The organism is Klebsiella sp. LTGPAF-6F, assembly GCF_001753185.1.
GTDB lineage: Bacteria > Pseudomonadota > Gammaproteobacteria > Enterobacterales > Enterobacteriaceae > Klebsiella > Klebsiella michiganensis.
In genome coordinates, this window is sequence record NZ_CP017450.1 from 3,261,380 (window position 1) to 3,273,777 (window position 12,398).

The 12,398-nt window shown below is 56.7% G+C and carries 11 protein-coding genes; 4 read left to right on the forward strand and 7 right to left on the reverse strand.

The genetic code is table 11. The annotated features are described in order from the left end of the window. Positions 1-520: 520 nt before the first annotated feature. The 5 genes from BJF97_RS15215 to BJF97_RS15235 all read right to left on the reverse strand — a co-directional run bounded on the left by BJF97_RS15215 (position 521) and on the right by BJF97_RS15235 (position 5,059). Complete coding sequence (locus BJF97_RS15215; RefSeq protein WP_004851079.1) at positions 521-997, reverse strand: WbuC family cupin fold metalloprotein; 477 nt, start codon at positions 995-997, stop codon at positions 521-523. 330 nt (positions 998-1,327) lie between these two features. Beyond that, the gene (locus BJF97_RS15220) at positions 1,328-1,834 is read right to left on the reverse strand and encodes a hypothetical protein (RefSeq protein ID WP_032694946.1); all 507 of its coding nucleotides are present in this window, start codon (positions 1,832-1,834) and stop codon (positions 1,328-1,330) included. Between the two features lie 430 nt (positions 1,835-2,264). Next, positions 2,265-3,272, reverse strand: a complete 1,008-nt coding sequence (locus BJF97_RS15225; protein WP_032694944.1) for a FecCD family ABC transporter permease — start codon at positions 3,270-3,272, stop codon at positions 2,265-2,267. Beyond that, positions 3,269-4,225: an ABC transporter substrate-binding protein gene (locus BJF97_RS15230; protein WP_032694943.1), complete on the reverse strand. Its 957-nt coding sequence runs from the start codon at positions 4,223-4,225 to the stop codon at positions 3,269-3,271. The genes BJF97_RS15225 and BJF97_RS15230 overlap by 4 nt, the downstream gene beginning before the upstream one ends. Positions 4,226-4,249: 24 nt before the next feature. Continuing rightward, positions 4,250-5,059 (reverse strand): ABC transporter ATP-binding protein, encoded by an 810-nt coding sequence (locus BJF97_RS15235; RefSeq protein WP_014229450.1) that lies wholly within the window; start codon positions 5,057-5,059, stop codon positions 4,250-4,252. A 290-nt stretch (positions 5,060-5,349) separates the two neighbouring features. Here BJF97_RS15235 and BJF97_RS15240 point away from each other — a divergent pair, with 290 nt between their 5' ends. Then, positions 5,350-5,679, forward strand: coding sequence for an NIPSNAP family protein (locus BJF97_RS15240; protein WP_032694941.1), 330 nt, complete (start codon positions 5,350-5,352; stop codon positions 5,677-5,679). 111 nt (positions 5,680-5,790) lie between these two features. On the opposite strand, the gene BJF97_RS15245 is transcribed toward BJF97_RS15240, so the two are convergent. Beyond that, positions 5,791-6,612: a homeodomain-like domain protein gene (locus BJF97_RS15245; protein ID WP_032694939.1), complete on the reverse strand. Its 822-nt coding sequence runs from the start codon at positions 6,610-6,612 to the stop codon at positions 5,791-5,793. Positions 6,613-6,765: 153 nt separating this feature from the next. Between BJF97_RS15245 and celB the strand changes: the two genes are divergently transcribed. Genes celB through BJF97_RS15260 form a run of 3 tightly spaced genes read left to right on the forward strand, consistent with a single transcriptional unit; the run spans position 6,766 to position 10,504 of the window. Then, the gene (gene celB, locus BJF97_RS15250) at positions 6,766-8,085 is read left to right on the forward strand and encodes a PTS cellobiose transporter subunit IIC (RefSeq protein ID WP_004851095.1); all 1,320 of its coding nucleotides are present in this window, start codon (positions 6,766-6,768) and stop codon (positions 8,083-8,085) included. Positions 8,086-8,089: 4 nt separating this feature from the next. Then, positions 8,090-9,043, forward strand: coding sequence for a N(4)-(beta-N-acetylglucosaminyl)-L-asparaginase (locus BJF97_RS15255; RefSeq protein ID WP_009652191.1), 954 nt, complete (start codon positions 8,090-8,092; stop codon positions 9,041-9,043). Positions 9,044-9,046: 3 nt separating this feature from the next. Next, positions 9,047-10,504 carry a leucyl aminopeptidase family protein gene (locus BJF97_RS15260; protein WP_032694938.1) on the forward strand — a complete coding sequence of 486 codons (1,458 nt, stop codon included), beginning with the start codon at positions 9,047-9,049 and terminating at the stop codon, positions 10,502-10,504. A gap of 659 nt (positions 10,505-11,163) precedes the next feature. On the opposite strand, the gene BJF97_RS15265 is transcribed toward BJF97_RS15260, so the two are convergent. Continuing rightward, a complete protein-coding gene (locus BJF97_RS15265; RefSeq protein WP_014838552.1) occupies positions 11,164-12,363 on the reverse strand; it encodes an MFS transporter in 1,200 nt (399 codons plus the stop codon). Positions 12,364-12,398 lie beyond the last annotated feature (35 nt).

The following is a 12,398-nucleotide window of genomic DNA, read 5'->3' on the forward strand; positions in this document are numbered from 1 at the left end:
CGCTGGCAAATATTCTGAATCACGCCTTACGCAACCCATAGATGCAGAAGGTTTGACTAAAATAGATAAATTATCATAAGTAAATTCTAATGATTACATAAATTAAAGATTGTAATTTGTTAAAAACAATATAAATCAATAGTTTATAATTTACACAACCAATCATTAATGTTTATTCATAAAGGCACTGATTCCCCTGATCGGCTATTAATAAGTATATTCCGATCCTTCCCCGCAGATAAATTATAGTGCCGAAATGACCACATTTCTTTATTGAAGTTTCTTTACAAAAACCGTAAAAATTATAGCATAGTGGTTTAAGATGTGTTTAACACTTTCGTGAAAGGGATATCGCCAGCCCTATTTCATGGGATAAGTTTAACTATGAATAAATACTATGAATAAATAGAGCCAGGAGCTTGTCACTAGTTTGATAAGCCGCTGACGCGCCGGGAACGGCTTATCTGTATCGGGGGTAAAAGGAAGCTGGCGCGGGGCTGCTCCCCGCGCAATGCCTGGATTACAGGGTAAAACCGCCATCACCCACTTGCGCCCGGGCGTACCACTTCATTAGCTCGGCGGTTCCCGGCGCGTTTTCAGCTGGCGCCCACGGGGCCGCGTCTTGCTCAGAAACCGGCTGGTAACCACCGTATTTAACCTCAAAAATTACGCCGCCTTTATCCATCGACAGCACGGCATGCCAGGTACCCGCCGCCATCTCCAGCACCTTACACTCTTCGCCTAACACCACGCGCTCGGTCACGTTGCCAGCATCATCAAAGGTCAACACCACAAAACGTCCGCTAAGGGATGTCAGCAGTTCAAAAGTGTGCGGGTGGCGGTGAGGCCGAACATAGGTACCCGGCTCCATAGCGACGGCCAGGCGTTGCACCGGATCGCTTAAGTCAGGGTGGAAGTTACGATGGGCACGTAGGCGAGGCGAAGCTGCAGCCTGTTCGCTTTGTTGCCGAAGGTCACTCAACGTCATTTGTTTCATATAAGCCTTTATTGTAGTTGGGCAGCTTACGACAATCAGGTTGTCGTAAGGCTTAATGCTATTTTCAACAGACGATTAGCTTCGCCGCTCGCGGAACACATCGCTGTGCGGATTATAGACGCTGATGCCGCGGTCCCAAAGCGCCAGAAATGACGAGAACAGATCGTGGTGGGGTTCCGTTGTCCCCCGCTCGCCCTTTGAGGCAAGACATGGGATAGATGACATGAAAAAGAGTCACTTTGTGAGTGCGCTCCTTAACAGTCGTGGCAGACGGAAAAATAAGATGAAAGTGCGAAAATAAAGGTATAGTCACGCATACAGGTGCAGCAATTAATCCGGCGTAAATTTATCGAGCAGCGAAAAAGCGTGTAAATAATTAGACAGCGCCAGTAGCGCATGAAATGAGTTAAAGCCGAACTTCTCAATTAATCTTCTTTTATAGCTGCTGTAGGCCTTGGGCGAAATGCCGAGCAGCTCCGGATAATCTTTTGCCAGTACGGTAAATTTCATAATAAAAATATACTGAAATTCTCTCTCTGTTAACGTGATGTCCTCTCCCACGGGGATGCCATCAGTCACTCTGGCGATAATACTGGCGATATGTGCGGTGCGCCTTTTGTTTATCAAACAAATAATATTATCTTCAACCCGGAAACAAACAAAATTCTTTTTCATTTCAAAGCTATTTATCAAAAAATGAAACTGCGCGCAGCTGCTGGATGCGTACTTTGTTAAGCACAAATCGACCAGATTCGCCTTTCTGACCGCTTTTATGTCGTTTATTTTCAGACGCATGGCTTTCTTAAAAAAATGATTATGGCTGAAAATAGTTAACATTCCTTTCCCTCATGAAAGTGCAATCATCCTTTATAGAAATGCGTATAATAGGCGCCATGGGGATATACCCATGAGTGAAGTGGGTGAATTATAAGTTTGTTTAATATTTATTGTCCAGACGAGTGAATTTCAGAAAAATCCCTGCGAAATGTCAACCATCGCATTTTCACTGGCCCGGAGACAGCACTCATCCCCACGCTTACTTTAGGATTTTTCTTACGATGCATCGGTTAAAGAGAGATTAGCAGCATATCACTCTACGACAGAGATGATAATTAACGAATGACATTGAAAAAATTAATTTATCAAAAGATAAAACTACCAATGAGGGAATTGCGCATGAACCGAAGCGCATGCGCGCGCTGACTTCCGGGCATTTGTTTGCCCTTCGTTTAAGTCTGCGCCAGGCAGCGACCCGGCGCGACTCAGTTTATGAACGGTTTCTGGCCAGCAGAATAATAATGAAGAGTCCGCCGATGCCGGCCGTAATGATCCCGATAGGCAGCTCCTGCGGAGCCAGCAGCGTCCTGCTGACGATATCACCGCCGCACAGTAGCACCGCGCCCCACAGGCCGCATAAAGGAAGCAGCAGCAGATGTTTTACCCCAGAAAAATAGCGGCACATATGCGGCACCATCAGGCCGATAAAGCCAATCACCCCGGTCAGGGCCACCAGCAGCGACGTTGCTAACGCGCAGCAGAAAAACACCTCCATGCGCAGACGGGTAACGTTGATGCCCAGCGACTGCGCGGTCTGCTCACCGGCCAGTAAGCCATCCAGGGAGCGCCAGCGCAGGAGTATGAATGCGCCGAGAAGCAGCAGACTGAACAGGGCGTAGGGTAAATTATCCCAGCGCGCCAGACCGAGCCCACCCAGCGACCAGAACAGCACCGAGCTGGCGGCCCGCTGGTCGCCCGAGAAAATCAGATAGCTGGTCAGCGCGCCGAATAAAAAGGAGATCGCCAACCCGCAGATCACCAGGTGCTCTGCGCCACGCTGCTTTTTAAAATGAAACAGCAGCATCACCGCCACCGCCGAGCAGATGCCGCCAACGAATGCCGACACCGGCAGCGTCAGCGCGCCAAGCCGCTCACCGAATCGGGTGATCACCAGTACCGCTCCCGCCGATGCGCCTGAGGAAAGCCCGAATAAAAAAGGATCGGCCAGATCGTTGCGCGTGGTGGTCTGTAGTAGACCGCCCACGATGGCCAGCACCGCGCCCGCCAGTACCGCCAGCAGCGTCCTTGGCACGCGCAAATCAATGACAATACGTCCGATCATCTCCGAAACCGGCACATCCAGCAGCCGCAAGGCGCCGAGAACCTGGGTAAGCGACAGCGGCACGCTGCCTTTAGCCACGCTGAGCAGCATCAAGCCGGCTAATAACGGCAGCGCCCCCCACGCGGCCCAGTAGTAGCGACAGTGAGCCCCGCTCATTGGTGGGCCGCAGGATACATCGCATGAGCCAGCTTTTCGGCCGCGTTGATATTCGCCGGCCCGGGCGTCAACTCAGCATATTGCAGCTTCAGATAACGCTGCCGCTTCACCGCCGGCGTCTGTTTCATTAACGGATGATTTTCGAGGAAACGGCGCAGCGAATCAGCGCCGCTGCCGGTCTGATAATCGAGAAGAATAATAAAATCGGGTTCCGCCGTCGCCACGCTCTCCCAGGAGGTGGTCCCCCAGCTCATCTGCAGGTCGTCCATCACGTTTTTCCCTCCCGCCGCTTCGATAATCGCGGTCGGCATGGCGTACCGTCCGCTGGTAAAGGGCTTATCTTCGCCGGAATCATAGACAAACACCTTTAATGGCTGCACGCCCTGCGGCGGCTTAGGCAGCGCATTCAGCGTTTTTTTCCAGCCGTCGACCAGCGTACGGGCCTCGTGCTGCTTGCCAAAAATCTTGCCCAGCGTCAGCTCATCGTTATACAGCAGGTCCATACTCGCTTTTTGTTTCTGAGAGGCGGTAAAGACGCAGCTCTCGCTCAGCACAAAGGTTTTGATACCGTATGTTTCGAGCGCGGAAGGCGTGACCTCCCCGCCGACCTTCATGCCGTAATTCCAGCCGGCGAAAAAGAAATCAGGATTTGCCGCCAGCAGCGTCTCCAGAGAGGGATATTTCGGCGCCAGCTCGGGAATTGATCCCATCTGATGTTTAAATTCCGGGGTCATTTTGTACCATCCGGTAATGCCGGTTAAGCCAACGATGCGGTCCTGCAACCCGAGAGCAAAAGCCATTTCAGACATATTAAGGTCGTGGATGACCGCCCTTTTCGGCGCCTGAGTGAAGGTCACAGGCGTTCCGCAGCTGTCAATCGTGACGGGAAAATCCGCCGCGTTCGCCGCTGAAATAAAAAGAAACGCCATCGTCCCTGCAAACCATTTATTCATGCTGCGTTATCCTCCGGTAATTTATCAGGCATAGCCTGGCACCTCAAAAATCCGCAGCGCCTTCCCGGTCATGGGATGCGGTACGGTAAAGCTGGTCAAGCCGAAGACCGGGTAAAGCCGTTGTGAAACAAGCACGCGCTCCGGCACATCCCAGGCCACGGCGCGCCCTTGCGATAAAAGCAAAACCCGATCGGCAAAGGCGTCAATCAGGGAAAGATCGTGCAATACCGCAACGACCGTGATTCCCTGGCTTTTCACTAATGACAGCAGCTCCACTCTGCCGTGGGGATCAAGATGGTTGGTGGGCTCATCCAGCAGTAGCAGTTTTGGCGCCTGGGCCAGTACCCGCGCCAGCGCCGCCCGTTGTCTCTCACCGCCGGATAACGCGGAGAGCGGTCGCTTGCGCAGCCTCTGCAATCCCGTATCGTTAATCGCGCGGGTTACGATGATGTCGTGTTCGCGACGCGACATATCCCGGGCGTGGGGAATCCGCCCGAGGGCGACATAATCCTCAAGCGCCAGGCGCAGGTCGGGGGTATCATTCTGCGCAAGCACCGCGATCTGCCGGGCTCGCTGCTGCCGGGTTAATGCGGCAATGGAGCGGCCATATAACCGAACGTCGCCCTCCCGCGACGGCAGTTGGCAATCTATCGCGCGTAATAAAGAGGTTTTCCCGCTGCCGTTGGGTCCAATGACGGCTAGGCACTCTCCTTTACCGGCGCTGAAATGAATGCCGGAGAGCATTTCCCCGCCGCCGGGCCGCGGCAATGATGCGATATTGACGCTAAGCACGGGATCATCGGCTTTTCCACTCTTGGTCAAACTCTCCTCCATTAGCCGCCGCTCCCTCTCTCTTCAGCGTGGATGAGCGAAACACGCGCTCTTTTGATTTTTGATCGGCAGGTAGTGATGATAATCATTATCATTTAAAAAGAAAGGTAAATAGTCACATATTTTATAATGCCATTGAATGTTATGATATAACATATCAGAAAGGGAGTGAGAAATGCAACCCGCGCTGCCGTCATGCCAAAGAGAAGCGACAAAACCACGGGGAGTTGTTCTAATAGCCGGACAGTGCTCTCTTGCAGCAAACTCAGTGAATGTGAACAGGAAACGTCAGGATGAAAACGGTAGAGTTTTTGCTTTACACCCTTAAACCGGGGACCGGGAACGAGTTTCACCGGATAATGAAGGAACAAAGCGCCCCCTGTCATCGCGCCGCCGGAATGGATATCGTCTCCTTCGGCAATTCAGTTGATGACAACGACGCTTATTACCTGATCCGGGCCTATGAGGACCTGACGCATTTAAACGCATCCCAGACGCACTTCTACAGCAGCCCCGCCTGGCGCGAAGGCCCGCGACAGGCCATTATCGACAGGATCAGCGTCAGCGTAAAAACGGTTATGCTGCTGAGCGACAGCGCGATTGATGGCCTGCGAAACGGCTGACCCTCCAGGGCCGCTGGCGTGGCCCAACAAAAAACGCGCTCTCTTTTGCTGTCGCAGAGATTCTGGGGCCCGGGCAAAACGCGGCTGCCGTGCCTGCCTCCGACGCCACCGTTAGTTCTGATTCAACGACTCAAGAAAGCCCTGGGGCGTCGTGTCGCCCAGCTTTTTTTGCGCCCGCCCCCGGTTCCACAGCGCGCACAGCCGCTGCAGCGTCGCGTCCGGCTCATCCAGCGCCGGAATAACGTCGGCTAATCGTTCGCTGAGCTGTACCGCTCCGCGCTCCGCCATCGCCACCGTCCGGCAAGAGAGATCCGCGCGCGCGGGCTGAAAGCTTTTATGAGCATAAATCTCAAGACATTGTATACGCGCCGGACAGGCGTTCAGCGCCTCGGTCAGCCAGCTATCGACCAGCGCGGGAGAGATCCCGCAATAGATGCGGCCAAAGCACCAACCGCTGATCGGCTCCTGCGCCCAGAGCAGATGATGTTCACCGCCGTCGTCCATCGACAGCGCCAGCTGGCGATAGTGCAGCGTCAGGGTATCCGCGCGCATTCCCGCCTTTAACGCTTTTTTCCCCTGCAGCGCGGCATTTTTCCGTCCTTCATGGGCCGGACGCAGATAGCGGTTTAGCGTGGCGCGGGAAATAGCGATGCCCAGCCCCTCATTCACCATAAACAGCAGTTCGTCCAGCGGGGCGCGCAGCGCATCCCGGAGGGCGTTAATGAGGATCTCCTGCTCTTGTCTCAGTACTTTGTGTATCAAATGCGGCGTGGTGTGGTTATCGGAAATCTGGCTGCGGTTGCGCCAGCGGCGAACCGTAGTAATGGAAATCCCCAGTTCCTGCGCCAGTTCCCGGTCGCTTTTCGTCGATTCCTGAAGATATTTACGCGTTCTGGGGGTGGTGGTGGCATTAGCGTGCAGCTTAATTTCCATACGATCCTCTACAGAAAATATAACTAATCATATGAGATATATAATATTGCAGAGAATACAATGTGAACCGCTTCACCTTTCAGCCCACCGCTTTCTCTCATAATCCGCCATAGATAACACACACAGCCCTGTCGATCTTGTACGGAGTTCACAATGAACAATGTTCTGGGATTTCTTGAAGCCAAACTGATGCCTCTGGCGGCGAAAACCGCCCAGCAGCGTCACCTCGGCGCTATTCGCGGCGCCTACGTTTCATTCATGCCTTTTATTATTGTCGGTTCCATTCTGCTGGTGATCTCGTCGTTCCCCAATCAGAGCTACCAGCAGTTTATGGCCAGCACCTTCGGCGCGAGCTGGAGCGCAATTATCGAAATCCCGTTCAACGCGGTATTTTCCACAATGTCGCTGTTTATCAGCTTCCTGGTGGCCTACCGTCTGGCGGAGCACTACGGCGATGACCGCATCTCCTGCGGCATCCTCTCGCTGGTGGGGTTTCTGATCCTCACGCCGTTCATTAAGGTCGCTGAAAACGGCGGCATCACGGTGATCCCCGTGGAGTGGATCGGCACCAAAGGTTTATTCGTCGCGATGATCGGTTCGCTGCTGTGGACCGAACTCTTCTGCTGGCTAAAACGCAAAAAGCTGGTGATTAAGATGCCGGACGGCGTTCCGCCCGCGGTGCAGGAGTCTTTCGCCGCGCTGATCCCGGCGCTGCTGGTGATGATTCTGATCCTGGCGATTCGCATCGGGTTTGCGCACACGCACTACGCCACCATCCACCAGTTTATTTATGAGGTCGTCGCCTCGCCGGTACGCCATTACGGTACCTCCTACTTCGGCGCGCTGATGACCGTTTTCAGCATTACCATTCTGTGGTCGGTCGGCATTAACTCCGGTTCGATGATCAACGGCATCATTCGTCCGCTGTGGATGGAAAATCAGACCGACAACATCGCCGCTATCCAGGCCGGCGTCACCCCGCCGCACATTATCACCGAGCAGTTCTTCGATATGATCTGGATGGGCGGCGCGGGCGCAACGCTGTCTCTGGTGATAGCGATGCTGATTTTCGCCCGCAGCAAAAATATGCGCGAAGTTGCCCGCCTCGGCGCCGGTGCCTCCATTTTTAATATCAACGAACCCATCCTCTTTGGCCTGCCGGTGATCATGAACCCGATCATGCTGATTCCGTTTAACCTCGTGCCGCTGGTGCTGGTCACGGTGCAGTACGCGGCGATGAAGATCGGCGCGGTGGCCGTCACCACCGGCGTCTTTATCCCCTGGACGCTGCCGCCGGTGATCAGCGGTTTTATCGTCACCGGGCATCTTAGCGGCAGCGTGATGCAGATCCTCAATTTGCTGATTGGCGCCATGCTGTACCTGCCCTTCATGCGCATCGTCGATAAGCAGTATCGCGCGGCGGAAGTCACCGCCCGTGCTGAAACGGACAACACGCTTGCAAAACAGGAGTAAACCAATGTGGGGAATGATTGCCACCTGGCGAATGGCGCTGGAAGGCGTAACCGAAGCCGCGGCGGCGCTGGCATCCGGCGCTGATACCGCCAGCGCCGTGGTCAATGCGGTGGCGGCGGTAGAAGATTTTCCGCTGTACAAATCGGTGGGCTACGGCGGCCTGCCGACGGAAAACGGCGAGGTCGAACTGGATGCCGCCTTTATGCATGGCGATACCCTGGCCTTCGGCGCGGTCGGTAATCTGGTGGATATTGCCAACCCGGTGAAAGTCGCCCATGCCCTGAGCCGTCAGCGCTACAACAGTCTGCTGGTCGGCCAGGGCGCCAGAGAGTGGGCCATAAGCCAGGGATTCGCCGCCAAAGCGATGCTGACCGAACGCGCGATGCAGCATTACCGGAAGCGCTGTCGCGAAACGCTGGATAAAGGCCTCAGTCCTTACGACGGCCACGATACCGTGGGCATTATTGGCCTTGATAAACAGGGTTCCATGAGCGTTGCCACCTCCACCAGCGGCCTGTTTATGAAAAAGCGCGGACGGCTGGGCGATTCGCCGATTATCGGCTCCGGTTTCTACTGCGATAGCGAGACCGGCGCCGCCACGGCGACCGGCGTCGGTGAAGATCTGATGAAAGGCTGCACCAGCTACGAAATCGTCCGGCGAATGGCCCAGGGAATGACGCCGCAGCAGGCGGCGGACTCGGTGGTCTGCGAGCTGGAAGACAAACTGATGTCGCGCTTTGGCCGCGCGGGCGACCTTTCGGTGGTGTGCATGAACCGGCGCGGCGAATTCGGCGCCGCCACCAATATCAAAACCTTCTCCTTTGTCGTCGCCAGCGCGACGCAGCCGCTGACCGTGTTCTGCGCCGAGCGCGTTCGGGAGAAAACCCATTACCGGCCGGTAGACGACGAATGGATGCAGGCCTATGCCGCACGCATTCGCGCCCCCATCGAGGAGTAAGCCATGCTGGATTATCGTCTGATTAATCAACTGGATAGCGCCTGCACCGGCGCGCATCTGTTGACCTGGCCCGGCAGTACGCTGCTGGCCCAGGCCCCGCTCAATGCCGTTCCCCTGCTCGCGGAAATGGTGGCACAGGCCGCCCGCGGCGAGGTGGCGGATACCCGCTTCGGCTGCTCCCCCTTCGCCCGCATCACCCTCATTCCGCTCCCCCTGTGGAGGGATACGCTGAACGATGGCCTGGCCGAGGCGCTGCGGCCGCTATGCAAAAAGCCGGTGAGCGAAACGCTTATCCTCGACGCTTCGCTGGAAGAGAGCAGCGGCGCGTTAACCAAAGCGCTGCGCGAACTGTTTAACCTCGACTGGCAGCTTGATGATTTGGGCCTGCATCAGGTGAAAGCCGCCAGGCCACGCCTGCGCCAGCTCGCCCTCTATGCCTTACCCGAACAGCGGTCGGCGCTGGACATCCTCGCCCATCGTCAACGGGCCACGGCGCATGGCATGCTCGCCGCGCGGCGGCTGGCGGATCTGCCTGCGGAGCAGTGTACCCCGCAGTACGTGGTGGAAGAAGCCCGGCGTCTGTGCGCGGATATCGGCACGCTGCGCTGCGAAGTTCTGGATGAAAAAGCGATCGTCGAACAAGGGCTCGGCCTGCTGCATGCGGTGGGTAAAGGCGCTGAACGCCCGCCGCGCCTGCTGGCGATTCATTATGATGGCGTCCGCGAGGGCCCGGTTCGCTGCTACGTCGGTAAAGGCGTCACCTTTGATACCGGCGGACTGTGGCTCAAGGAAGGCGCCGGGATGTACACCATGAAGTACGATATGTGCGGCGCGGCCAACGTCCTTGGCCTGATGCTGAGCATCGCCGAGCTGGCGCTACCGGTGCGGGCAATGGGCGTACTGGCGCTGGCGGAAAACGCGATTGGCCCCGCCGCCATGCAGCCGGGCAGCGTCGCCCGGGCCTGTAATGGCCTGACGGTAGAGATCAATAATACCGACGCTGAAGGCCGTCTGGTGCTTTCCGATGCCATTGCCTGGGCGAGCCAGCGGCATCCGCAGGCGCACTATATTATTGATATTGCGACCCTTACCGGCGCGGTGGTTAAGGCGCTGGGTTACGATTTGAGCGGCTTGATGACGCAAAGCGACGCGCTGCGGGCGGGGTTAACCCGGGCAGGGATAAAAAGCGGGGATGAGGTCTGGTCGCTGCCGCTGGATAGCAGGCTGAAGAAGCAGACCGAAAGCGCAATCGCCGACCTGTGCAATACGCCCGGCAATAATGCGGCCATCAGCGCCTCCGCCGCCTGGCTTTTGCACCATTTTTGCCCGCCGGAGATCCCCTGGGCCCATCTCGACGTCAGCGGCACGGCGCTGTGGCGCGAAGGCGGTAAAAGCGTCGCTTCCGGCCGGCCGATTCCGCTACTGATTCAGCATCTGCTCGACGATATCGACGAGAGTTAACACCCTCCCCGGAGGCGATGCTGCGCATCTGTCCGGACTACGGATTACCAGCAATTTGCGGCCCTGTAGCCCGGCTAAGCGCAGCGCAAGCCGGGAAGAAGCCACAGCAATACCACGTCGCGGCATATTCCCCGGGTTGCGGCGTAAACGCCTTACCCGGGCTACGGGTTACCAGCAATCTGCGGCCTTGTAGCCCGGCTAAGCGCAGCGCAAACCGGGAAGAAGCCACAGCAATACCACGTCGCGGAATATTCCCCGGGTTGCGGCGTAAACGCCTTACCCGGGCTACGGGTTACCAGCAATCTGCGGCCTTGTAGCCCGGCTAAGCGCAGCGCAAGCCGGGAAGAAGCCACAGCAATACCACGTCGCGGAATATTCCCCGGGTTGCGGCGTAAACGCCTTACCCGGGCTACGGGTTACCAGCAATTTGCGGCCCTGTAGCCCGGCTAAGCGCAGCGCAAACCGGGAAGAAGCCGCAGCAATACCACGTCGCGGAATATTCCCCGGGTTGCGGCGTAAACGCCTTACCCGGGCTACGGGTTACCAGCAATCTGCAGCCCTGTAGCCCGGCTAAGCGCAGCGCAAGCCGGGAAGAAGCCGCAGCAATACCACGTCACGGCATATTCCCCGGGCTATCGACAATCTGCGGTGCTGCAGCCCTACTCCTCACTCACGACTGGCTTAACTCTTACCGCAAACAGCACAATCACCATGGCGCTGACCAGCAGCACGCCGCTGCCGACAAAAACGCCGCTCGCGCCGTTGAGATCGAATACCGCACCGCCGCCAGCCGCACCGGCGCTAATCGCCAGCTGAATAGAGGCCACCAGCAGACCGCCCGCGCTTTCAGCTTCATCCGGCACCGTGGTGGCAAGCCAGGTCGACCAGCCCACCGGCACCAGACCAAAAGCAAAGCCCCACATCGCCACCAGCAGACCATCCAGCAGCGCGACGTGGCCGAACGTTACCATCATCAGCGCCAGCACGCTCATTGCCAGCGGCACCAGCGCCAGCGTCAGGCGCAGGCTTCGGGCCAACAGATGTCCGGCAATCGAGGTGCCGATAAAGTTCGCTACCCCAAAACCGAGCAGGATCAGAGAAACCCCTTCGACGCTGGCCTGCGCCACGGTTTCGAGGAACGGACGCAGATAGGTAAAGAAGGCGAAGTGGCCGCTGAAAATCAGGATTGTCGCGAGCATGCCGCCAATCATACCTGGCCGACGCAGCACCTTAAACAGGGTAGCGAAGCTGCCGACGCTCTCCGGACGCATGGAAGGCAGAACCCACAGCTGCCAGAGCAGCGCAACCACGCTCGGCAGCGCACAGATAAGAAATACGTTGCGCCAGCCGATCAGCGCGCCGAAATAGCTGCCCAGCGGCGCGGCAACCACCGTCGCGATGGAAACGGCGGAAAAGATAATCGCCAGCGCTTTCGGCACCATCGCCGCCGGAACCAGACGCATGGTGGTCGCGGTCGACATCGACCAGAAGCCGCCGATGGCGATCCCCAGCAGCAGGCGTCCAAGCAGCAAAAACTCCAGCGAACCGGCGAAGGCCACCATCATGCTGGAGATAATTTGCAAAACGGAGAAGAACATCAGCACCCAGCGGCGGTCAATATTTCGCGTCGCGGTGGTGATCAGCAGCCCGGTAACTAACGCCACCAGCGCCGTCGCGGTGACCGCCTGCCCCGCCATGCCTTCGCTAACGCCCAGGCTTGCCGCCATCGGCGTCAACAAACTGGCAGGAAGAAACTCGGCGACAATCAGGCCAAACACCCCCAGCGCCAGCGCATAGACGGCGCGCCACGCGGGCCTGGCGTTGGCCTGGCTCTCTTCAGCTGCAATGCAGGAACTCATAAACATCTCTCCAGAACAATTAACATTTCGTTAAG